A 22,245-nucleotide genomic window follows, 5' to 3' on the forward strand; every position below is an offset into this window, starting at 1 on the left:
TATCATGAAGTCGCGCATTGCCAAAAGCCTAACCATCGCCGCTCTGGCCGCCACCCTGGCAGCTTGCAGCTCCGTCCCTCTCGACGATAAAGCGGGTCAGGGCGGAGGCGCTGGCCAAGGATCCTCGGCCTCCGGCCAGATCCTTGATCCCTTCAATCCCCAAAGCATCCTGGCGCAACAGCGCTCGGTATACTTTGACTTCGACAGCTACACGGTGTCCGACCAGTACCGCGGCTTGGTGGAAACCCACGCCCGCTACCTGGCTTCGCACCAGCAGCAGAAAATCAAGATCGAAGGCAACACCGACGAACGCGGCGGCGCCGAATACAACCTGGCCCTGGGCCAGCGCCGTGCCGACGCCGTGCGTCGCATGATGACCCTGCTGGGCGTCAGCGACAACCAGATCGAAACCATCAGCTTCGGTAAAGAAAAGCCGAAGGCGACTGGCTCGTCGGAAGCCGACTTTGCGGAAAACCGCCGCGCCGATATCGTTTATCAGCGTTAAGCTTTTCGTATAGTTAAGTGCCCCACCACGCGTCGGGACGGTCAACCGGCCGTCCCGACGTTTGTTTTTATCCCCCGGGAATTTTCATGCGCGATAACGTTCTGTCCCTGCGTCCCCTGATGGCGGCCACTGGCCTGGTGCTGGCCGCCCTGACGGCGCCCGCCCACGCTTTCTCCGATGATGAGGCCCGCAAGGCCATCCTGGATTTGCGCCAGCAGGTGCAGCAACAGAACGAGCAGAGCCAACGGGCCAAACTGCAATTGGCCGACCAGATCCAGGCGCTGCAGCAGGAAATCGCCCAATTGCGCGACCAGCTCGAACTGGTGTCGCGCCAGCAGCCCAGCGCCAATAAGCCGGGCGGCGCGCCAGGCGGCGCCAACCCGCCGGGCGCCACGGCCGGCGACCCGCAGGAGCAGGCCGCCTACGACGGCGCCATCGACCTGTTCCGCAAGGGCCAGTACAAGGAGGCGTCCGAATCGCTGGCCGCCTTCACCGCGCTCTACCCCGCCAGCCAGCTCGCGCCCAGCGCCCAGTTCTACCTGGGCAGCAGCCGCTACGCGCTGAAGGATTTCAAGGGCGCCATCGAGCAATTGAACGCCATGGTGCAGAAGGCCCCCGACAACGCCCGCGCCCCCGACGCCCTGCTGGTGATCGCCGGCAGCCAGATCGAGATGAACAACCGCGCCGGCGCCAAGACCACGCTGCAGCGCATCGTCCGCGACTACCCGACCACGCCGGCCGCCAACACGGCCAAGAGCCGCCTGCAACTGCTGCAGTAATGGCGCAAGCCGCTTCAGCGGTCGCCGCCTACCGGCACATCCTGCGCCGCCGCGCGGGGCTCATCGCCCTGCTGCTGGCGGCGATTTGCATTGGGCTGCTGCTCGACTTCACGCTCGGCCCCTCGGGCCTGGGCTGGGGCGAGTTGTGGCGCACACTGAGCGCGCCGGCGTCGGCCGATCCGACGCTGCGCGTGATCGTCTGGGACATCCGGCTACCTTACGCCCTGATGGCCGCGCTGGTCGGCATGGCGCTGGGCCTGGCGGGCGCGGAAATGCAGACCATCCTGAACAATCCCCTGGCGAGCCCATTCACGTTGGGCGTGTCGTCGGCGGCCGCCTTCGGCGCGTCGCTGGCCATCGTGCTGCACCTGGGCGTGCCCGGCATCCCCGACGGCTGGCTGATCGCCGGCAATGCCTTCCTGTTCGCCATGCTGGCGGCCCTGCTGCTGGACGGCGTGGCACGCCGGGGCGGCATCAACACCTCGGGCGTGGTGTTGTTCGGCATCGCCATGGTGTTCACCTTCAACGCGCTGGTGTCGCTGGTGCAGTTCACCGCCAGCGCCGAGGCGCTGCAGAGCCTGGTGTTCTGGACCATGGGCAGCCTGGCGCGCTCGAGCTGGACCACGGTCACCGCCCTGGGATTGGCGTTCGCGCTGGCGCTGCCGCTGGCCATGCGCCAGTCCTGGAAACTGACCGCGCTGCGGCTGGGCGAGGAACGCGCCGCCAGTTTCGGCGTGGACGTGCGCCGCGTGCGCGTGACGGCGCTGGCGCGCGTCAGCCTGCTGTCGGCGCTGGCGGTGGCGTTCGTCGGCACCATCGGTTTCATCGGCCTGATCGCGCCCCATATCGCCCGCCGGCTGGTGGGCGAGGATCACCGCTTTTTCCTGCCGGGCAGCGCGCTGGTGGGCGGCGTCATCCTGTCGCTGGCCTCGGTGGCGTCCAAGAACCTCGCGCCCGGCGTCATCGTGCCGGTCGGGATCGTCACCTCGCTGATCGGCATTCCATTCTTCGTCGCGGTGGTGCTGCGCCGGAGGCTGCCATGACGGGCGCCACGCGTGCGCCGGCGCTGGCGATCGATGGCATCAGCGCCGGCTATGGCGGCACGGACGTGCTGCACGACCTGTCCTTGCCGCGCCTGGGCGCTGGCGAGGTCACGGCCCTGCTGGGCCCCAATGGCAGCGGCAAATCGACGCTGCTCAAGGCGCTGGCGGGACTGGTGAAGGTGCGCGCCGGACGTGCGCGACTAAACGATCTGGAGCTGGCGCGGATGGATTTCGCCACCCGCGCGCGCCATCTGGTCTATCTGCCGCAAAGCCTGCCGGCCGCCGTGCACCTGCGCGTGTTCGAATCGGTGCTGGTAGCGGCCCGCGCCAGTGAGGCCGAGGGTCCGCCGACGGACCTGCACGGGATCGACCGGCTGCTGGAACGGTTGGGCATCGGCCATCTGGCGCTGTCTTACCTGGACGCGCTGTCCGGCGGCCAGAAGCAACTGGTGGGGCTGGCGCAGGCGCTGGTGCGGCGGCCGCGCGTGCTGCTGCTGGACGAACCGCTGTCGGCGCTGGACCTGAATTACCAGTTCCATGTGATGCGGCTGCTGAAACAGGAAACCGCCGACCACGGGCTGATCACGGTGATCGTTCTGCATGACCTGAACGTGGCGCTGCAGCACGCCGACCGGGCGGTGATGATCCATGGCGGCAGGCTGGTTGCCGCGGGCGCGCCGGCCGACGTCATCACGCCGGCCGCACTGGCCGCCGTGTATGGCGTGCGGGGCCGGGTCGAGGCCTGCTCGCGGGGACGGCTGCAGGTGCTGATCGACGATCTGGAGGCCGATCCGCACTGACCCCGCGGCGGCGTTCGTCTGCCCGCGCCATGGCGCGGGGCTTTCCAGGCGGCGCTAGGCGCGCTGCGCCACGTCGGCGACCGGCGCGCCAGTCATGGCGGCCAATTGCCGCGGCGTCAGGTTGAAGACCGCGTGCGGGTGCCCCGCCGCCGCCCACAGGCTGTCGTACTGGAACAGGTCCTGGTCGAGCAGCATCACGGGCTTGACCGCGTGACCGATCGGGCAGACGCCGCCGATGGCGTAACCGGTCATCTCGCGCACGAACTTGGCGTCCGCCTTGGCCAGCGCGCCGACCTGCTCCGCGACCTTGGACTCATCGACGCGGTTGATACCGCTGGCGATGACCAGCACCGGCGCGTCGTCGGCGGCCCGGCGGAAGATGATCGACTTGGCGATCTGTGCCACCTCGCACCCCAGCCCCGCCGCCGCCTCGGCCGAGGTCTTGCCCGTCTGCGGTAGCACCACCACCGGCTTGTCATGGCCCATCTCGGCCAGCAGGCGGGCGACGCGTTGGGCGGACTCGGGAAGATCGGCGGGGGTGGCGAGGGACATCTGGCGAACTCCGTTCAAGACAAAAAGATCGGGAATCGAGTTTATCAGCCCGGCGAATGCCCCCGCCGCGGGCGCGGGCGTGCCGCTGCCGAGGGAGTGAAACGGCTAGAATGCGCGGCTGGCCTTCCCGACCCCGACCCGATGCGTTCCGAACCCGTCCTGCCCCTGCAAAGCGCCGATATCGGCGGCTATGCCATGTCCTACACCGAATACGGCGAAGGGGCGCCCCTGGTGCTGGTGCACGGCTCGCTGTCGGACTGTCGCTACTGGAAATCGCAGATGGCGCCGCTGGGCCGTTCATTCCGGGTGCTGGCGGTGTGCCTGCGCCGCTATTGGCCCGAAAGCTGGGATGGCGAAGGCGACGGTTTCTCGGTGGCGCAGCACGGCGCCGACGTGCTGGCGTTCATCGACAAGGTGGCGGGCGGTCCCGCCCATCTGGTGGGCCATTCGCGCGGCGGCCGCGTGGCCCTGGAAGCCGCGCTGGCCCGCCCCGACGCACTGCGCAGCCTGACGCTGGCCGACCCCGGCCTGCCGCTGCCTGGCGGCGACGACGCCCGGGGCGGTTTTCGCCAGCGGGCGCTCGAACTGATCCGCGACGGCGCCGTGGAAGAAGGCCTGGCGCTGTTCGTGGACACGGTGACCGGGCCGGACACCTGGCAACGCATGGTGCCCTGGTTCAAGGAAATGGTGCGCGACAACGCCGGCACGCTGTTCGGCCAGGCCCGCGAGACGCCGGCCTCGCTGAGTCCGCAGGAGATTGCCTCGCTGACGCTGCCGACGCTGCTCATCGGCGGCGCGTTGAGCCCCGATCCCTACCCCGCCGTGCTCGACGCGCTGGAGAGCTGGCTGCCGCAATCGCGGCGGGTGGACATTGCCGGCTCGTCGCATGGCATGAACCTGGGCAACCCGCGCGCCTTCAACGGCGCCATCGAATCGTTCCTGCGCGGCTGAGCGGCGCGCCGTCAGGGCTCGACCGACGGCGTGTGCTTGAGGCGCTTGAGCACGAAGGTCGAGCGGCTGTGCCGCACGCCGGGCAGCTTGTAGAGCCGCTTGCGCAGGAACTCTTCATAACCCTCGGTGCCGGCCACCGCGACCTTGATCAGGTAGTCGTATTCGCCCGTCACCAGGAACGCTTCCACCACTTGCGGCAGGCGGGTGATCGCCTCGCCGAAGCGCGCCAGCGTGTCATCGTCGTGGTGCTCGAGCGTGACCTCGATCATGACCGTGTCGGGCAGGCCCAGCGCCTTCTGGTTCAACAGGGCCGCATAGCCCTCGATCACGCCCGCGTCCTCCAGCGCCTTGACCCGGTTCCAGCAGGGCGTGGGCGACAGGCCGACCTGCTCGGCCAGCTTCAGGTTGGTGAGGCGGCCGTCGGTGCGCAGCGCGCGCAGGATCTTGCGGTCGGTTTCGTCGATTTTGGGTGGCGTGGACACGGCGGAAAATCCGTAGAAGAGACTATCCCTGCAAAAGCTGATTCTAGAGGATATATATTCCCTCAATACCGCTAAATTGGCGGGAATCAGAAAACCTATTTTCCCGACCCGGTCGTAGACTCTCCATCAAGACGGGCATTACCCCGCCCGTCGGATCCAGCGCCCGCGCCGTGGCACAACCCGGCGCCGACGCCGGTGTAGTCCACCGCAGTGTGCCGCGCGCCGATCCGCGCGGCGGGAAATCATGTCTCACGCAGCAGCAGTCCCCGCAAGAACCGGCCTGGGCCTGTCCGGCACCGCCATGCTCCTGGCCGCGCCGGCGCTCTTCGCCTCCAACATGGTGGCCGCCCGCTGGGCCCACGACGCCGCCCTTCCCCCCGTGTTCCTGGCTTTCGGCCGCTGGCTGATCGCCTTCCTGATCCTGTTGCCGCTGGCCGCGCCGGCCTTGCTGCGGCATCGCCAGGCGCTGTGGCGCGGCCTGCCCACGCTGCTGCCGCTGGCGGTGCTGGGCATGGGCGTGGCGGTGGCGCCGCAGTACATCGGCGCCCAAAGCACCAGCGCCACCAATATCGCGCTGATCTTCTCGTGCAGCCCGATCCTGGTGGCGCTGCTGGAAGCGGTCATCTGGCGCAAGCCTCTCTCGCCCCTGCGCGCCGCCGGGCTGGCGCTGGCGCTGGGCGGCGTGCTGGTGGTGCTGACGCGCGGCGACGCCTGGGCGCTGGCGCGGCTGGCGTTCGGCCAGGGCGACCTGTGGGTGCTGCTGGCCGCCACCGGCTGGGCGCTCTATACGGTGCTGCAGAAGCGCCTGGCGCAGCCGGCGGTGCCGGATGGCGCGCGGCTGGCGGCGATGATGCTGGGCGGCGCGATCGCGCTGGCGCCGTTCGCCGGCATCGAGGCCGCCACCGGCGCCATCCCGCCCTGGAGCGATCCACGGCTGGCGGCGGTCCTGCTGTTCCTGGCGGTCGTGCCGAGCCTGGGCGCGTATTACGTCTACGGCCGGCTGATCAGCCGCGCCGGCCCCGCCACCGCGGGCCTGTCGATGTTTTTGGTGCCGGTGTATGCCGCGCTGCTGGCCTGGCCACTGCTGGGCGAGGCGCCGCAACTGTTCCATGCTTATGGCTTCGTGATGATCCTGCTGGGCGTGAAGCTGGCGTCCTCGCGCATGCGGACGGCGACGGCCGGCGCCGCCGCGCCGGCCTGACGTGCCAGCCTGAAGCGCGAGAAAGAAAAAAGGGCCACCGCGCGGGTGGCCCTTGTTACGAGCGATTCCGGATTCAGCGGCCCGTGCCCTGGGCCGCGATCACTTCCTGCGCCACCTGGCGCGGCGCTTCGGCGTAGTGCTTGAACTCCATCGTGTAGGTGGCGCGGCCCTGCGTCAGCGAGCGCAGCGAGGTGGAGTAGCCGAACATCTCGGCCAGCGGCACCTCGGCCCGCACCACCTTGCCGCCGCCCCCGGCGATGTCTTCCATGCCCTGGACCATGCCACGACGGGACGACAGGTCGCCCATGACGTTGCCGGTGAAGTCCTCGGGCGTTTCCACCTCGACCTGCATCATCGGCTCCAGCAGCACCGGGTCGGCGCGCCGCATGCCTTCCTTGAAGGCCATCGAACCGGCCATCTTGAAGGCGTTCTCGTTCGAGTCCACGTCGTGGTACGAACCGAAGAACAGCGTCACCTTCACATCGACCACCGGATAGCCCGCCAGCACGCCGGCGTTGAGCGCCTCGCGGATGCCCTTGTCCACCGCCGGGATGAACTCGCGCGGCACCACGCCGCCCTTGATGGCATCGACGAACTCGTAGCCCTTGCCAGGCTCCTGCGGCTCGAGCTTGAGCACCACGTGGCCGTACTGGCCGCGGCCGCCCGACTGCTTGACGAACTTGCCTTCGACTTCGTCACAGGTCTTGCGGATGGTCTCGCGATAGGCCACCTGCGGCTTGCCCACCGTGGCCTCGACGCCGAACTCGCGCTTCATGCGGTCGACCAGGATTTCCAGGTGCAGCTCGCCCATGCCGGAAATGATGGTCTGGCCGGACTCCTCGTCGGTGCGCACGCGGAACGAGGGATCTTCCTGCGCCAGCCGGCCCAGGGCGATGCCCATCTTTTCCTGGTCGGCCTTGGTCTTGGGCTCGACCGCCTGCGAGATGACCGGCTCGGGGAACACCATGCGCTCCAGCACGATGACGTGCGCCGGATCGGTCAGCGTATCGCCCGTGGTGACGTCCTTGACGCCTACCGCGGCGGCGATGTCGCCGGCATAGACCTCGGTGATCTCGCGCCGCTCGTTGGCGTGCATCTGCAGGATGCGGCCCAGGCGTTCCTTCTTTTCCTTGACCGGGTTGTAGACCGAGTCGCCGGACTTGACCACCCCGGAGTAGACGCGGAAGAACACCAACTGGCCGACGAACGGGTCGGTCATGATCTTGAAGGCCAGCGCCGAGAACGGTTCCTTGTCGGTGGGATGGCGCTCGATCTCGTGGTCGCGCTCGTCGTGGCCCTTGATGGCGGGCACGTCGACCGGCGACGGCAGGTAGTCGATGACGGCATCCAGCATGGCCTGCACGCCCTTGTTCTTGAAGGCGCTGCCGCACAGCATCGGCACGATCTCGTTGGCGACCGTGCGCTGGCGCAGGCCCTGCTTGATCTCGGCCTCGGTCAGCGCCTCGCCGCCCAGGTATTTCTCCAGCAGCGTTTCATTGGCCTCGGCGGCCTTCTCGACCATCTTGTCGTGCCATTCCTGCGCCTGCGCCTGCAGCGCCGGTGGAATGTCACGGTACTCGAAACGCACGCCCTGGCTGGCGTCGTCCCAGATGATGGCCTTCATCTTGACAAGGTCGATGACGCCCTCGAAGCCGTCCTCGGCGCCCACCGGCAGTTGCACCGGCACGGCGTCGCCCTTGAGACGTTCGCTGATCTGGCGCTGCACGCGCAGGAAGTCCGCGCCGACGCGGTCCATCTTGTTGACGAAGGCCAGCCGCGGCACGCGGTACTTGTTGGCCTGGCGCCAGACGGTCTCGGATTGCGGCTGCACGCCGCCGACCGCGTCATAGACCATGACCGCGCCATCCAGCACGCGCATGGAGCGCTCGACCTCGATGGTGAAGTCGACGTGGCCCGGCGTGTCGATGATGTTGATGCGGTGTTCGGGATAATTGCCGCCCATGCCCTTCCAGAAGGCGGTGGTGGCGGCGGACGTGATGGTGATGCCGCGTTCCTGTTCCTGCTCCATCCAGTCCATCACGGCGGCGCCGTTGTGCACTTCGCCGATCTTGTGGGTGATACCGGTATAGAAGAGGATGCGCTCGGTGGTCGTCGTCTTGCCCGCGTCGATGTGGGCGCTGATGCCGATGTTCCGGTATAGCTCGATAGGCGTCTTGCGAGTCATGGCCTCGTTCCTTGCAGTAATCACCAGGAGTAGGCGGCAGGTCCGACCGGATACTGCCGCGGCGGGCGCCATGCCGCGTTGAGAGGTGTGCTCGGGTGTTGCGAAACCGCGCCCGCACTTATCCGTAAATATTACGCGCCGCGGGCCGGTTTACAAGCTTTAGCCATATGGGTCATAGGGAATGGCGCGGACAAGAAAAAGCCCCTCGCCAGGAGGGGCCGGGCCCGGCATCGGCGCCGGGAGGCCTGACAGCGGCCTGACACGGGCAACGAGGCCGGATTTACTTCTTTTCTTCCTTGACGCGGTACACCAGCACGGCGGTGCTGGCCAGCGACAGCACCTTGGCGGTGACGCTGCCCAGCAGCAGGCGCGACAGGCCACTGCGGCCGTGGCTGCCGATGAAGATCAGGTCGCAACCGGCGTCGGCGGCTGCCTGGACGATGCCGTCGGCCACATTGAAGTTGGACACGGCGCGCGCCTCGGACTTCACGCCGGCGGTGTCGGCGCGGTCGGTGATCTGCTTGAGGTACTTGTCGGCCTGCTCGGCCGAGGCCTTTTCGTAGTCTTCGTCGGTGATGGCGTAGGCCGCGGCCATGCCGTCGAAACCGATGGTGGCGGCGAACGGCTGCGTCACGTAGAGGGCGACGACGTCAGCGCCCACCGAGCGCGCGAAGGAAATGCCGGCGTTGGCGGCTTGGGCCGACAGCGGCGAGCCGTCGGTGGGAATCAGGATCTTCTTGAACATCTTGCCTGCTCCTGTTTGAGAGGAAGCTCCATGCTACCGGAAACCCGCCAGGTTCACATCAAGCGAACCCGGGGTCCTTGATGCGCGTCAACCCAGTTGCTGGGCGGCGGCGAACAGATTGGTGCAGCGGGTGCCGGTGCGGCAGTACGCCAGCACCGGGCCCGGCAGGGTGCGCAGCAATTCGGCGAAGCGGACCACATCGGCGGCGGTCATGGCGCTGCCGACGACCGGCTGGTATTCGATTTTCAGGCCGGCGGCGGCGGCGGCCTTGGACACGTCGGCGGCGGTCGGCTGGTCGGGGCCGCCCTCGAAGTCGGGACGGTTGATGATGACGCTCTTGTAGCCGGCGGCGGCCACGTCGGCCATGTCGTCGGGGCCCAGTTGCGGGGCGACGGCGAAATTCTCGGTGAGGGGTTTGATGGGTGCGGACATGGCGATTCCTTGATGGGGATGACTGCGTATTATTGTAGGAGCCGTTTCAGGCGAAAAGCTTTTCCAGCATATTCCACACGCCCCGGTCATCGACCATCGGCACCGAGAACCGCAACATGGTCGACGGCCCCTGGGATGGCGAGAACAGCGTGCCGGGCGCCAGCAGCATGCCCTGGTCGGCGGCGGCGCGAGCCAGCACCTCGCTGTCGCGCCCGCAATCGGCCCACACGAACATGCCTGCCTGCGGCTCGTGCCGGATCGTCAGGCCGAGCTTCTGCAGGCCCTTCAGGCAGCGCTGGCGGGCCTCGTCCACCCGCAGCCGCACGCGCTCGATATGGCGCCGGTACTGTCCTTCCATCAGCACCCGGTGCACCACCCGTTCGCCCAGCTCGGGCGAAGTCAGCCCGGCCAGCATCTTCAGGTCGGCCAGCTTCTGCAGGATGTCGGGATTGGCGGCCAGATAGCCCACGCGCAGGCTGGCCGCCAGCATCTTGGAATAGCCGCTGACCAGGATCACGCGATTGAGCCGGTCCAGCACCGCCAGCTTCATGGCGCCGCCCGGATGCAGCTCGCCGTAGGTGTCGTCTTCCACCACCATGAAATCGTGACGCTCGGCGATGCGCAGGATGTCGTAGGCGGCGCCCGCCGACAAAGTGTGGCCGGTGGGGTTGTGGACCGCGCTGTTGATGATGAACAGCTTCGGCTTGTGCTGCGCCGCCAGTTGCTCCAGCAAGGCGGTGTCGGGACCGTCGGGACCGCGCGGCACGCCGATCAGCCGGGCGCCGAAGGCGGCCAGGCGGCCAAAGATGACGAACCAGGCCGGATCCTCGACCAGCACGGTGTCGCCGGGCTGCACCAACAGGCGGGCGATCAGGTCCAGGGCATGGGTGACGCCATTGGTGGTGAGCAGATTGCGTTCGGGATGGGCCGGCACGCCGTCGCTCTGCAGCGAGGCGGCGATCTGCTGGCGCAGCGGCGAAAACCCCTGCGGATGGCCGTAGGAAACGAGATGGCCGCGCACCGAGCGGCCCACCGCACGCACCGCGCCCGCCACCATTTCGGGATCGAGCCAGTCGGCCGGCAGCAAGCCGGCGCCGCCCGGCATGCCTGGCCCGCCGCCCTCGCGGAACATGCTACGCAGCAGCCAGGCGATATCGACCCGCGCCGGCGGCGTGAAATTCTGCGTGGAAGCGGGCACGGCGACCGGGGCCAGCGGCCCGCTGCGCGCGCGCACGAAAAAGCCGGCGCCGCGCCGCGATTGGACCAGACCGCGCGCCACCAGCCGGTCGTAGGCTTCCACCACCGTGAAACGGCTGACGCCGGACTGCTCGGCCATCTTGCGGATGGACGGCAGGCGCGTCCCCGGCCGCAAGCCCTGCTCGTCGATGCGCCGGGCCAGGCCGTCGGCCAATTGCGCCACCAGCGTGGCGTCGGCCTGGCGCACCGGCTGCCAGGGCATGGAAGGCGAAGTAACTGTCATGGGGATTTCACCAGGCCAGCGGTTGAAGTGACATGTATAAGTGTACCGGTACTGTACCGATAACTATGCGTAGAGTGACAGCAATGGCATCAGCCCGCAAGCCCCGCGGACCGCCCCGCCGCATCGCCATGGCAAGGCTGCGGCCAGGGCTGCCACGGGGACCGGCCGCAGCCCTGTTTCATTGGAGTCAAGAAATGACGTTGTTCCCCGCCAGCCTGGCCGACGTGCCGCTCGCTTCCCTGTCCTTGCTGGGTCCCCTGGCAATGTTCGCCCTGGTCAGTTCGATCACGCCGGGGCCGAACAACGTCATGCTGGCCGCGTCCGGCCTGAACTTCGGCTTTCGCCGCAGCATGCCGCACCTGCTGGGCGTGAACCTCGGCTTCACGCTGATGATTTTCCTGGTGGGCGTAGGGCTGGGATCAGTGTTCCAACAGGTGCCGCAGCTTTACACGGTGCTCAAATACGTGGGCGCAGCCTACCTGCTGTACCTGGCCTGGAAGATCGCCAACTCGGGCGGCATGGAGGATGGCGCCGTCAGCGGCAAGCCGATGACCTTCCTGCAGGCCGCCGCCTTCCAGTGGGTCAACCCCAAGGCCTGGGTGATGGCCGTCGGCGTGATCGCCACCTATACGCCGCAGGCCGGCTTCTTCGCCAACCTGGTCATCGCCACGGTGGTGTGCGGCATCGTCAACCTGCCGAGCATCGGCATCTGGGTCACCTTCGGCACCGCACTGCGGCGCGTGCTGCACAAGCCGTGGGCGATCCGCGCCTTCAACGTCAGCATGGCGCTGCTGCTGGTGGCCTCGCTGTATCCGGTGGCGCTGGAAGCCTTCCACTGACGCGGCCGGATCAGGCCCGCAGCGCCACCACCACGGCGGGCGTGACCAGCACGTTGAACAGCCCTGCCATCACCATCACCAGGCCGGCCACCGCGCCCTCTTCGGCCGCCAGTTCGCGTGCCTTGGCCGTGCCGGCGCCGTGGGCGCCCATGCCGAACAGGGCGCCCCGAGCCAGGGCTGAACGCAGGGGCAGCCAGCGGCGCATGAGCTGGCCGATGGCCGCGCCGAAGACGCCGGTGACGATGACGAACACCGCGGTCAGGTCGGGTACGCCGCCGACGTGCGACGACACCGCCACCGCGAACGGCGTGGCCACCGAGCGCGGCAACAGGCTCAGCCGCAGATCCGGCGGCAGGTCCAGCAGGCTGCCCAGCAACCAGGCGCTGAGTCCGGCGATGGCGCTGCCGACCACCACCCCCGCCGCCAGCACCGGCCAGTAGCGGCGGATAAGCGCGCGCTGCTCGTACAGCGGCAGCGCGAAGGCAACGATCACCGGCCCCAGCATCAGCATCAGCCAGTGCGAGCCCGACATGTAGTCGCGATAGCCGGTATGCAGGAGCAACGCCAGCATCAGCAACAGGGCCGGCGCCACCACCAGCGTCGACGTCCACCAGTACGCATAGCGGCGATAGAACAGGCGTGCGCAGGCATAGGCCAACACGGTGGCCAGCGGCCAGAACAGCAGGTTGAATTCAGCCCGCATGGCGGTTCATCCATCGGTAGCCGAGGTCGATCGTCAGCGCTGTGCCCGCCATGACCAGCGCTGTGCCCAGCAGGATCACGGCCAACAGCTTGGCGCCCAGCACGCCCAGGAATTCGCGGTGGTCCAGCAACGACATCACCGCGGGCACGAAGAACAGCAGCATCTCGCCCAGCAACCAGCTCGCGCCCCGGTGCACGTTGCGAACGCGCAGCAGGCCCGAAGCCAGCAACGCCAGCACCAGCGCCATGCCGATGACGCCGCCCGGCACCGGCAGGCCGGCGGCATTGGCCAGCATCTGGCCGAACAGGGAAAACAGGGTGATGAGGACGATCTGCAGCAAGCGGCTGCGGCGCAGCAGGCTGCGCAGGAGAACGGGATAGCGTGGGCGAGACATGGGTGAAATTCCTTGGGATGGAAACGTTTTACGCCTGGCCAGGGCATAGATAAAATGAATTTGATGAATTCAACCCATTCCAATCAGGCATAGTTATGGATCTGCGCCCCTTGCGCGCCTTGGTGGAGGTGGTCCGCCAGGGCGGTTTTTCCCAGGCGGCCAAGGTCGTGTTCGCCACCCAGCCCACGGTCAGCAAGGCCGTGCGGCAACTGGAGGATGAAATCGGCATGCCCTTGCTCGACCGCCAGGCGCAGCCGCCGCGGCTGACCGAGGCAGGCGAGATCGTCTACCGGCGCGCGGTCAAGATGTTGGCCGAACGCGACGATCTCTACGCCGAGCTGGACGAGCTGCGCGGCCTGAAACGCGGCGTGTTGCGGCTGGGCCTGCCGCCACTGGGCAGCAACGCGCTGTTCGCGCCGATGTTCGCGCGCTTTCGCAGCCGCTATCCGCAGATCGAGATCAGCCTGCTGGAACATGGCGGCCATCGGCTCGAGGAAATGGTGATGGCCGGCGAAATCGAACTGGCCGCGTCGCTGCGCCCGGAATCCGGCGAACTCGATTGGCAGCCGGTGGCGCGCGAGCCGTTGATCGCGCTGTTGCCCGCCGACCATGCTGGCGCGCGCGCCGCCGCCATCGACCTGGAACAACTGCGCGACTCGCCCTTCATCCTGTTCGAGACCGGCTTCGCGCTGAACCGCGTCATCCTCGATGCCTGCCAGCGGGCCGGCTTCACCCCGGCGATTGCCGCCCGCAGCGGCCAGACCGACTTCATCGCGGCGCTGGTCATGGCCGGCCTGGGGGTCGCCTTCCTGCCGCGCCTGAAGGCCAACGAGGAGCGGCATGCGGGCGTGGCGCGGGTGCCGTTGCGCGATCCCGGCACGGACTGGGAAATGGGCCTGGTGTGGCGCCGCGGCGGCTATCTTTCGCACGCCGCCCAGGCCTGGCTGGCGCTGGCGCGCGAGATGCATCCGGATACCGCTTGACGCGAGCCGTCAACAACCGCCGTTGTATGCTGGCGGCGGAACCGTGCCCGTCGGCGCGGGTCATATCCTCCATGCCCGCCCTGCCCCGCCTCACCCTGCGCCGCCTGATCGGCGCCGCCGTGCTCGCCGCCGCCAGCGTGGTCGGCTGCTCGCAGCTCGACTCCTGGCAGCGCCAGACCATCTTCTCGCCGCAATCCGAGCCGCAGACCTGGTGGCGCGAGCCGGCCAAGGGCACGCAGGTCTACGACCTGGCGCTGGCCAACGGCGACAAGGTTCGGGCCTGGTACTGGCAAAGCCCGCAGGCCGACGCGCCCACCGTGCTGTATCTGCATGGCGCGCGCTGGAACCTGAACGGCAGCGCCTTCCGCATCGACGGCTGGACCCGCAAGGGCTATTCGATCCTGGCCATCGACTACCGCGGTTTCGGCGCGTCGACGCCGCGCCTGCCGTCCGAGGCCAGCGCGCTGGAAGATGCCATGGCCGGCTTGAAGGAATTGGCCCGCCTGCAACCGGACCCGGCGCGCCGCTTCGTCTATGGCCACAGCCTGGGCGGCGCCATTGCGATCAACCTGGCGGCGCGCCCGGAGCAACCGGACTTCGCCGGGCTGATCGTCGAATCCAGTTTCACCAGCATCAGCGCGATGCTGTCCACCATGAAGTGGGGCCGCGTGCCCGGCGCCAGCCTGCTGGTCACGCAACCGTTCGACTCGGTGCAGACGCTGGCGCAGCTCCACACGCCGATGCTGTTCATGCATGGCACCGCCGATCGCGTAGTGCCGCACACCATGAGCGACGAGCTTTACGCCGCCGCCCGGGGAGTGGCGCCCGAACTGAAGCGGCTGGTCAAGATCGAGGGCGCGACGCATTCGGGCGCGTTCCGCAGCGGCGAGCAATACGACGACGCCGTGAAGACCTTCATGCGCGACGCCAGCCGCGCCTATCAACGCAAGGCCGGCTGACCCTCGCGCCGCGCCACCACGGGCGAGCCATCCTTCGCGCCCGAGGGATCGGGCGTGCCCGCCGGATCCCGCGGGCGCGCGCGGCATTTCGCTGGCGCCCCTTCCCGCCCATTCCCCTGCGCCTTCGAGCGCCCACACCGTCCTCCCCGGGGAAACCCGCTCTCGGGAAACTCCCATATCAAAATATCTTCTAAATATATTTAACGGATATTAGACTTTCTCCCACCCGCCGCCCTTCCTTCGCGGCGCCGGCCATCCGAGGAGAATCCAGTTGAGTAACGTGCGTTGGCAGGGCGTCTTTCCTGCCGTAACCAGTAAGTTCCATGCCGACGAAACCCTCGACTTCGAAGCGATGCGCAAGCACTTCGGCTTCCTGATCGACAACGGCGTGCATGGCCTCGTCACCTGCGGTTCGCTCGGTGAAGCCAGCACCCTGACGCTGGAGGAAAAGCTGGCGGTGACGCGTTGCGCCGTGGAAGTCAGCGGCGGCCGCATCCCCGTGCTGGCCAACGTGTCGGAAACCAGCACCCGCGAGGCGCTGCGCTTCATCAAGGCGGCGGTGGACCTGGGCGTGGACGGCTTCATGCTGATGCCGTCGCTCATCTACGTGGCCGATGCGCGCGAGGCGATGCAGAGCATCCGCACCATGGCCGAGGCCGCCGCCAAGCCCTGCATGATCTACAACAACCCGGTCGCCTACCGCGTCGACCTCAAGCCCGAGCACATGGCCGAGCTGGCCGACTGCCCCTGGCTGGTGGCGATCAAGGAAAGCAGCGACGACATCCGCCGCGTGACCGACCTGCGCAACAAGCTGGGCGACCGCTATCAACTGTTCATCGGCGTCGACGACCTGTCGTTCGAAGCCCTGGCGCTGGGCGCCGACGGCCTGCTGGCCGGCCTGGTGACCGCCTTCCCGCGCGAGACCGTGGCGCTGTACGACCTGATGAAGGCCGGCAAGTGGCAGGAAGCGCTGGCGCTGTACCAGTGGTTCACGCCGCTGCTGCACCTGGATGTGTCGACCAAGCTGGTGCAGAACATCAAGCTGGCCGAGACCCTGGCCGGCGTCGGCAACGAGCACGTGCGTCGTCCGCGCCTGCCGCTGGTGGGCGCCGAGCGCGAGCGCTGCGCCGGCATCATCGAAGCGGCGCTGGCCAAGCGGCCGCGGCAATACCAGTCGAAGTAAACGACCCAGCCCGAAGCAGGACCGGCGCGCCCGCAGGGCCGGGGCGCGCCATCCTCCCGCCAGCCTCTCGGACACCATGCACAGCGACATCATCCTTCAGACCCGGGGCCTCACCAAGGAATTCCGCGGCTTCGTGGCGGTCAACGACGTCAACCTGAGCGTCAGGCGCGGCGCGATCCATGCGCTGATCGGTCCCAACGGGGCCGGCAAGACCACGGTCTTCAACCTGCTCACCAAGTTCCACATCCCGACCCGCGGCCAGATCGTCTACGACGGCGTCGACATCACCGGCGAACGGCCGGCGCAGACGGCGCGGCGCGGCATCGTGCGCTCGTTCCAGATCTCGGCGGTGTTTGCGCAGTTGTCGGTGCGCGAGAACGTGCGCGTGGCCTTGCAGCGCAAGCTGGGCGTGGACTACTGCTTCTGGCGTTCGGAGCGCTCGCTGGAGCGGCTGCATGCGCGGGTCGAGGAGCTGCTCGACCAGGTCGGCCTGCGCGGGCAACTGGACGTGGCCGCCGGTGACCTGCCCTACGGCCGCAAGCGCACGCTGGAGATCGCCACCACGCTGGCGCTGGAGCCGGAACTGCTGTTGCTGGATGAGCCGACGCAAGGCATGGGCCACGAGGACGTGGACCGCGTCAAGCACCTGATCAAGCAGGTCTCGGCCGGCCGCAGCATCCTGATGGTGGAACACAACATGAAGGTGGTGGCCGACATCTGCGACACCATCACCGTCCTGCAACGCGGCGAGATCCTGGCCGAGGGTCCGTACGCCGAGGTGTCCGCGAACCCCGCGGTGCGCGAAGCGTACATGGGAGCGGAAGATGAATGACAAGACCCCGGCGCGGTCCATGCTGGAGATCCGCGATCTGCACGCCTGGTATGGCGAATCGCACATCCTGCACGGCATCGACCTGGACGTGAAGGCGGGCGAGTGCATCACGCTGCTGGGCCGCAATGGCGCGGGCCGCAGCTCGACCCTGAAGTCGGTGCTGGGCCTGGTGGGCCGGCGTAGCGGCTCCATCAAGGTGCAAGGCCAGGAAACCATCGGCCTGCCGCCGCACAAGATCGCGCGCCGGGGCATCGGCTATTGCCCCGAAGAGCGCGGCATCTACGCCTCGCTGACCGCCGAGGAGAACCTCATGCTGCTGCCCTCGGTGGGGCCGGACGGCATGTCGGTGGAAGAGATCTACACGATGTTCCCCAACCTGAAGGAACGCGCCCACAGCCCCGGAACGCGGCTGTCGGGCGGCGAGCAGCAGATGCTGGCGATGGCGCGCATCCTGCGCACCGGCGCCCGCCTGCTGCTGCTCGATGAAATCACCGAAGGCCTGGCGCCCGTCATCGTGCAGGCGCTGGGCCGGGTGATCCGGCAATTGCAGGAGCGCGGCTACACCACCGTGCTGGTCGAGCAGAACTTCCGCTTCGCCCGGCACCTGGCGGACCGCCATTACGTCATCGAACATGGCCAGGTGGCCGCCGTGATCGAGCGGGCCGAGGTCGAGCGGTCGCAGGACCGGCTCAACACCCTGCTCGGCATCTGAAGGCCGTCGCGCGCAGTTCCCCGTCATTGCAGTTCCCGTGTTGCTTCCGACCGCAGTCCCCCCATTCCCCTACGGAGCGTAGTCAGATGAAATTGAATCGAATCGCAGCGGCGCTGTGCGCCATCGGCCTGGCGGGCGCCGCCCACGCCGAGGCCGGCATCAGCGACGGCATCGTCAAGGTCGGCGTGCTGACCGACCTGTCCGGCGTCTATTCCGACCTGGCCGGCAACGGCTCGGTGATCGCGGCGCGCATGGCGGCCGAGGAGATGGGCAACAAGGTGCTGGGCAAGCCGGTCGAGGTGGTGGCCGCCGACCATCAGAACAAGCCCGACGTCGCCGCCAACCTGGCGCGCGAATGGTTCGACCAGGGCAAGGTCGACATGATCACCGACTTCCCCACCGCGTCGACCGCGCTGGCCGTGATGGAGATCGCGCGCCAGAAGAACCGCGTGACCATGCCGTCCGCGGGCCTGTCGACGGCGATCCTGGGCGAGAAGTGCTCGCCGCTGAACGCGCAATGGACCACCAACACCTACGCGCTGGCGGCCGGCACGGCGCGCGCGCTGGTCAAGGAAGGCAAGAAGAGCTGGTACTTCATCACCGCCGACTACACCTTCGGCCATTCGCTGGAGAAGGACGCCACCGAAGTCATCCAGGAGAACGGCGGCAGCGTCGTCGGCGTGTCGCGCCACCCCTTCCCCGGCAACGATTTCTCGTCGTTCCTGCTGAAGGCGCAGGCCTCCAAGGCCGACGTGATCGCCCTGGCCAACGCCGGCAACGACACCGTCAACGCGGTCAAGCAGGCCAACGAATTCGGCATCACCAAGAAGCAGATCGTGGCGCCGCTGCTCACCTACATTTCGGACGTGCACAGCATGGGCCTGGCCAAGGCACAGGGCATGTACCTGACCGAGGCGTTCTACTGGGACTACGACGACGCCTCGCGCGCCTGGGCCAGGAAGTTCTTCGAGAAGGCCAAGAAGATGCCGACGGCCTCGCAGGCGGGCGTCTACTCGGCCACGCTGTCCTACCTGAAGGCGATCGAGGCGGCCGGCACCGACGAGGCGCCGGCGGTCATGGCCAAGCTGCGCGAGATGACCATCAACGACGCCGTGATCCGCAACGGCAAGCTGCGCGCGGATGGCGCGCTGGTGCACGACATGCTGCTGTTGCAGGTGAAGGCGCCGGCCGAGTCCAAGGCGCCTTGGGACTACTACCACGTGAAGTCGGTGCTCAAGGGCGACGAGGTCTTTCCCAAGCCGCAGGCCGCCTGCGCGCTGAACAAGTCCTGACGCCCGCTGGCGCCGGGCGGCTTGCGCCTGGCGCCGGTTCGATCCGCCCGCGGCGCGCGGCAACGCGCGCCTCCCGCAAACCGACGCGTCCCGTGTCCGATCGCCGCCCACTATGTTCGACATCTCGCTTCCCGCCCTGCTCGCCCAACTGCTGGTGGGGCTGATCAACGGCTGCTTCTACGCCATCCTCAGCATGGGGCTGGCCATCATCTTCGGCCTGCTCAACATCGTCAATTTCACCCACGGCGCCCAGTTCATGATGGCAGCGTTCCTGGCGTGGATCGGCTTCACCCAGCTGCCGCAACTGCTGGGCCCGGGCGCGCAGATCAACTTCTGGGCGGCCCTGGTGCTGGCGCCGCTGATTGTCGGCGCGGTCGGGGTGGTCATCGAGAAGACGCTGCTCAAGCGGCTCTACCATCTGGACCACCTGTACGGCCTGCTGCTGACCTTCGGCATCGCGCTGATGATGGAAGGCGGGTTCCGCTACTTCTACGGCATCTCCGGCGTGGGCTACGAGCCGCCCGAGATCCTGCAGGGCGGCTTCGACCTGGGCTTCATGTTCCTGCCGGCGTACCGCGCCTTCGTGGTGGTGGCGTCGCTGCTGCTTTGCCTGCTGACCTGGTACCTGTTCGAGCGCACCCGCCTGGGCGCGCTGCTGCGCGCCGGCACCGAGAACGCCCGGCTGCTGCAGGCCTTCGGCGTCAACGTGCCGGTGATGATCACGCTGACCTACGGCTTCGGCGTGGCGCTGGCCGGCGTGGCGGGCGTGCTGGCCGCGCCCGTCATGCAGATCAACCCGCTGATGGGCTCCAACCTGCTCAATATCGTGTTCGCGGTGGTGGTGATCGGCGGCCTCGGCTCGATCATGGGCGCCATCGTCACCGGCCTGGCGCTGGGCCTGCTGGAGGGCCTGGCCAAGGTGTTCTACCCCGAAGCGTCCACCGTGGTCGTGTTCATCGTGATGGCGGTGGTGCTGCTGACGCGCCCCGCGGGCCTGTTCGGCAAGGAGAAATAAGGTGTCGCGCTTCCCTCTTTCCATCCGCATCCTCGCGCTGCTGCTGGTGCCGGCGCTGCTGGTCCCGTGGTTCCCGCAAGTGGTCTATCCGGTGTTCGTGATGAAGGTGCTGTGCTTCGCGCTGTTCGCGCTGGCCTTCAACCTGCTGACCGGCTTCACCGGCCTGGTGTCGTTCGGCCATGCCGCCTTCTTCGGCTGGGCCGGCTATGCCGCCGGCGAAATGATGATCCTGTACGGCGCGGCCGGCCTGCCGCCCGAGCTGGCAATGCTGTGCGGCGTGGCCATGGCCGCCGCCATCGGCTATGCCATCGGCTGGCTGGCGATCCGCCGCACCGGCATCTACTTCGCCATGATCACGCTGGCGCTGTCGCAGGTGGCCTACTTCATGGCGGTGCAGGTCCGCTGGACGCGCGGCGAGGACGGCATGCAGGGCATTCCGCGCGGCAAGTTCCTGGGCCTGGTGGACCTGAGCGCCGACACCAACATGTATTACTTCACGCTGGGCGTGTTCGTGCTGGGGTTCCTGTTCGTCTACCGGGTCATCCATTCGCCCTTCGGACAGGTGCTCAAGACCATCCGCGACAACGCGCCGCGGGCCATTTCGCTGGGGTACGATACGGATCGGTGCAAGCTGCTGGCGTTCGTGCTGTCGGCTTCGGTGGCCGGCCTGGCCGGCTCGCTCAAGGCGCTGGTGCTGCAACTGGTGGCGCTCAACGACGTGTCGCTGGCCACCTCCACCGAAGTCCTGCTGATGACGCTGCTGGGCGGGATCGGCACCGTGTGGGGCCCCGTGGTGGGCGCCACGCTGGTCGTCAGCCTGCAGAACTACCTGGCCACCCTGGGCGATGTCGTCACCATCGTCATCGGGTTGATTTTCGTGTTGTGCGTGTCGTTCTTCCGGCGCGGGTTCGTCGGCGAATGGCTGGCCTACACGCAGTGGCGCAAAACGAAGGAAAACAACCGTTGATGGCAGGAGCAGAACCCAAAAGGCGCGCGGCAGACGTCGCCTACGACCAGATCGAAAGCATGATCGCCACCCTGCAATTGCAGCCGGGCAGCGCGGTCGTTGAAGCGGATCTGATCGAAAAGACCGGCCTGGGCCGCACCCCGCTGCGCGAAGCGTTGCTGCGCATGGTGGCGGCCGGCCTGATCCGCCAGGAACCGCGGCGCGGCCTGCGGGTCTCGATGATCCAGCTTGCCGACCACATGGACCTGATCCAGACCCGCCGGGCGCTGGAGCAGTTGATCGCCGCCAGCGCGGCGCGCCGCGCCACGCCGGCGCAACGCGCCCAGATTGTCGAATGCGCGACGCAGATGGTGCGCGCGGCCGAGGGCGGCAACCTTGACGACTACATGCAGGCCGACCAGTTGCTCGACCACGTCTGCCACAGCGCCTGCCGCAACGTCTCGGCCGTGAATGCGGTGGAACCGCTGATCATCCAGTGCCGGCGCTTCTGGTACGCCTACCAGCACGAAGGCGACATCGCCGAGGGCGCGCGCCGCCACATGGCCATGGCCGCCGGCATCGCCACGGGCGACGAAGCGGCGGCCATCCAGGGCGCGGATTCGCTGATGGACTACCTGGAGATGTTTACGCGCAAGGTGATTGACGCGTAGCGCTCGCGACCGGGGCGGCGGCGTCCTTGGCGCCGCGCGCCAGCCAGGCCATGACGCGCGGGCGGGCGCGGTCGTAGCCCAGGTTGTAGAAGAAGGCGTACGGCAGGTAGAACAGCACCAGCGCGATGTCCAGCACGAAGGCCTGCCACAGGCTGATGTTCAGCCACCAGGCGGCCAGCGGGATCACGATCAGGATCAGCCCGAGCTCGAAGCCGAACGCGTGGATCACGCGCACGCGCAGGTTGCGGGTGATGCCCAGGCGATTTTCGAGGCGGTCGAAGCCGGCGTTGTAGATCATGTTCCAGACCAGCGCGATCCAGGCGATCACGGCGGTCAGCACGCCCATTTCGAACAGCGACTTGCCCATGGCCCAGGCGGCCACCGGCGCGCACAGGCCGATGGCGAGGATTTCGAACAGGAAAGCGTGGATGAAGCGCTCTTTGATGGTTTTCTTGGCTTGCGTCATGACCCACCTCTGAGGTCGTTTGTTTCAGTGACCGGGGGATTTTCGACGATATTTCCGGTACGATAAAGATAGAATTCATCGGAAATTCCGATACA

At 67.7% G+C, this 22,245-nt stretch carries 25 protein-coding genes; 16 read left to right on the plus strand and 9 right to left on the minus strand.

What is annotated here, in order from left to right; all coding sequences use genetic code 11:
* Window positions 1-4: 4 nt before the first annotated feature.
* From pal to SB816_RS21860, 4 genes are all read left to right on the plus strand, one after another.
* Entirely contained in the window at window positions 5-505 is a 501-nt protein-coding gene (gene pal / locus SB816_RS21845) for a peptidoglycan-associated lipoprotein Pal (RefSeq protein ID WP_006388738.1), read from the plus strand.
* Between the two features lie 86 nt (window positions 506-591).
* A complete protein-coding gene (gene ybgF, locus SB816_RS21850) occupies window positions 592-1,284 on the plus strand; it encodes a tol-pal system protein YbgF (protein ID WP_049071329.1) in 693 nt (230 codons plus the stop codon).
* A complete protein-coding gene (locus tag SB816_RS21855) occupies window positions 1,284-2,327 on the plus strand; it encodes a FecCD family ABC transporter permease (RefSeq protein ID WP_064526147.1) in 1,044 nt (347 codons plus the stop codon). The genes ybgF and SB816_RS21855 overlap by 1 nt, the downstream gene beginning before the upstream one ends.
* Entirely contained in the window at window positions 2,324-3,127 is an 804-nt protein-coding gene (locus SB816_RS21860; RefSeq protein WP_054503520.1) for an ABC transporter ATP-binding protein, read from the plus strand. Before SB816_RS21855 ends, SB816_RS21860 begins: the two co-directional genes overlap by 4 nt.
* 54 nt (window positions 3,128-3,181) lie before the next feature.
* On the opposite strand, the gene SB816_RS21865 is transcribed toward SB816_RS21860, so the two are convergent.
* Window positions 3,182-3,679 carry a YbaK/EbsC family protein gene (locus SB816_RS21865; RefSeq protein ID WP_049071322.1) on the minus strand — a complete coding sequence of 166 codons (498 nt, stop codon included), beginning with the start codon at window positions 3,677-3,679 and terminating at the stop codon, window positions 3,182-3,184.
* Between the two features lie 141 nt (window positions 3,680-3,820).
* On the opposite strand from SB816_RS21865, the gene SB816_RS21870 reads away from it, so the two are divergent.
* Window positions 3,821-4,630 (plus strand): alpha/beta fold hydrolase, encoded by an 810-nt coding sequence (locus SB816_RS21870; protein ID WP_054503519.1) that lies wholly within the window; start codon window positions 3,821-3,823, stop codon window positions 4,628-4,630.
* A gap of 11 nt (window positions 4,631-4,641) precedes the next feature.
* Here the strand turns inward: SB816_RS21870 and SB816_RS21875 are convergent, their stop codons facing one another.
* Entirely contained in the window at window positions 4,642-5,112 is a 471-nt protein-coding gene (locus SB816_RS21875; RefSeq protein WP_006388732.1) for an Lrp/AsnC family transcriptional regulator, read from the minus strand.
* Window positions 5,113-5,356: 244 nt separating this feature from the next.
* Here SB816_RS21875 and SB816_RS21880 point away from each other — a divergent pair, with 244 nt between their 5' ends.
* On the plus strand, window positions 5,357-6,313 hold the full coding sequence (locus tag SB816_RS21880; protein ID WP_240317256.1) for a DMT family transporter: 957 nt from the start codon (window positions 5,357-5,359) through the stop codon (window positions 6,311-6,313).
* A 73-nt stretch (window positions 6,314-6,386) separates the two neighbouring features.
* Here SB816_RS21880 and fusA read toward each other — a convergent pair whose 3' ends face one another.
* The 4 genes from fusA to SB816_RS21900 all read right to left on the minus strand — a co-directional run bounded on the left by fusA (window position 6,387) and on the right by SB816_RS21900 (window position 11,119).
* Window positions 6,387-8,498, minus strand: coding sequence for an elongation factor G (fusA, locus tag SB816_RS21885; RefSeq protein ID WP_116791542.1), 2,112 nt, complete (start codon window positions 8,496-8,498; stop codon window positions 6,387-6,389).
* A gap of 280 nt (window positions 8,499-8,778) precedes the next feature.
* The gene (locus SB816_RS21890) at window positions 8,779-9,243 is read right to left on the minus strand and encodes a universal stress protein (RefSeq protein WP_006388728.1); all 465 of its coding nucleotides are present in this window, start codon (window positions 9,241-9,243) and stop codon (window positions 8,779-8,781) included.
* Window positions 9,244-9,330: 87 nt separating this feature from the next.
* Window positions 9,331-9,675 (minus strand): TIGR01244 family sulfur transferase, encoded by a 345-nt coding sequence (locus SB816_RS21895; RefSeq protein WP_025137488.1) that lies wholly within the window; start codon window positions 9,673-9,675, stop codon window positions 9,331-9,333.
* Window positions 9,676-9,721: 46 nt separating this feature from the next.
* Window positions 9,722-11,119: a PLP-dependent aminotransferase family protein gene (locus SB816_RS21900; protein WP_144657102.1), complete on the minus strand. Its 1,398-nt coding sequence runs from the start codon at window positions 11,117-11,119 to the stop codon at window positions 9,722-9,724.
* A gap of 230 nt (window positions 11,120-11,349) precedes the next feature.
* Between SB816_RS21900 and SB816_RS21905 the strand changes: the two genes are divergently transcribed.
* Complete coding sequence (locus SB816_RS21905; RefSeq protein WP_054503515.1) at window positions 11,350-11,994, plus strand: LysE family translocator; 645 nt, start codon at window positions 11,350-11,352, stop codon at window positions 11,992-11,994.
* 10 nt (window positions 11,995-12,004) lie between these two features.
* Here SB816_RS21905 and SB816_RS21910 read toward each other — a convergent pair whose 3' ends face one another.
* Both SB816_RS21910 and SB816_RS21915 read right to left on the minus strand, forming a co-directional pair.
* Complete coding sequence (locus SB816_RS21910; protein ID WP_144657042.1) at window positions 12,005-12,697, minus strand: LrgB family protein; 693 nt, start codon at window positions 12,695-12,697, stop codon at window positions 12,005-12,007.
* A complete protein-coding gene (locus tag SB816_RS21915) occupies window positions 12,687-13,091 on the minus strand; it encodes a CidA/LrgA family protein (protein ID WP_372415440.1) in 405 nt (134 codons plus the stop codon). The genes SB816_RS21910 and SB816_RS21915 overlap by 11 nt, the downstream gene beginning before the upstream one ends.
* A gap of 95 nt (window positions 13,092-13,186) precedes the next feature.
* Here SB816_RS21915 and SB816_RS21920 point away from each other — a divergent pair, with 95 nt between their 5' ends.
* The 9 genes from SB816_RS21920 to SB816_RS21960 all read left to right on the plus strand — a co-directional run bounded on the left by SB816_RS21920 (window position 13,187) and on the right by SB816_RS21960 (window position 21,684).
* Entirely contained in the window at window positions 13,187-14,074 is an 888-nt protein-coding gene (locus tag SB816_RS21920; RefSeq protein WP_064526155.1) for a LysR family transcriptional regulator, read from the plus strand.
* Between the two features lie 71 nt (window positions 14,075-14,145).
* Entirely contained in the window at window positions 14,146-15,033 is an 888-nt protein-coding gene (locus SB816_RS21925) for an alpha/beta hydrolase (protein ID WP_064526156.1), read from the plus strand.
* Between the two features lie 271 nt (window positions 15,034-15,304).
* Window positions 15,305-16,216 carry a dihydrodipicolinate synthase family protein gene (locus tag SB816_RS21930; protein WP_054503510.1) on the plus strand — a complete coding sequence of 304 codons (912 nt, stop codon included), beginning with the start codon at window positions 15,305-15,307 and terminating at the stop codon, window positions 16,214-16,216.
* Window positions 16,217-16,292: 76 nt separating this feature from the next.
* Window positions 16,293-17,048, plus strand: coding sequence for an ABC transporter ATP-binding protein (locus SB816_RS21935; RefSeq protein WP_054503509.1), 756 nt, complete (start codon window positions 16,293-16,295; stop codon window positions 17,046-17,048).
* On the plus strand, window positions 17,041-17,760 hold the full coding sequence (locus SB816_RS21940; protein WP_054503508.1) for an ABC transporter ATP-binding protein: 720 nt from the start codon (window positions 17,041-17,043) through the stop codon (window positions 17,758-17,760). Before SB816_RS21935 ends, SB816_RS21940 begins: the two co-directional genes overlap by 8 nt.
* Window positions 17,761-17,846: 86 nt before the next feature.
* On the plus strand, window positions 17,847-19,052 hold the full coding sequence (locus SB816_RS21945) for an ABC transporter substrate-binding protein (RefSeq protein ID WP_144657037.1): 1,206 nt from the start codon (window positions 17,847-17,849) through the stop codon (window positions 19,050-19,052).
* 112 nt (window positions 19,053-19,164) lie between these two features.
* Window positions 19,165-20,067, plus strand: a complete 903-nt coding sequence (locus tag SB816_RS21950; RefSeq protein WP_006388713.1) for a branched-chain amino acid ABC transporter permease — start codon at window positions 19,165-19,167, stop codon at window positions 20,065-20,067.
* Between the two features lies 1 nt (window position 20,068).
* Window positions 20,069-21,034 carry a branched-chain amino acid ABC transporter permease gene (locus tag SB816_RS21955; RefSeq protein WP_054506155.1) on the plus strand — a complete coding sequence of 322 codons (966 nt, stop codon included), beginning with the start codon at window positions 20,069-20,071 and terminating at the stop codon, window positions 21,032-21,034.
* The gene (locus SB816_RS21960) at window positions 21,034-21,684 is read left to right on the plus strand and encodes a GntR family transcriptional regulator (RefSeq protein ID WP_064526163.1); all 651 of its coding nucleotides are present in this window, start codon (window positions 21,034-21,036) and stop codon (window positions 21,682-21,684) included. The genes SB816_RS21955 and SB816_RS21960 overlap by 1 nt, the downstream gene beginning before the upstream one ends.
* Here SB816_RS21960 and SB816_RS21965 read toward each other — a convergent pair.
* Window positions 21,659-22,150, minus strand: a complete 492-nt coding sequence (locus SB816_RS21965) for a multidrug/biocide efflux PACE transporter (RefSeq protein WP_175168066.1) — start codon at window positions 22,148-22,150, stop codon at window positions 21,659-21,661. The two genes, SB816_RS21960 and SB816_RS21965, sit on opposite strands and share 26 nt — an antisense overlap.
* Window positions 22,151-22,245: the final 95 nt, after the last annotated feature.

Source organism: Achromobacter sp. SIMBA_011, from assembly GCF_046535435.1.
Taxonomy (GTDB): Bacteria; Pseudomonadota; Gammaproteobacteria; order Burkholderiales; family Burkholderiaceae_B; genus Achromobacter; species Achromobacter dolens.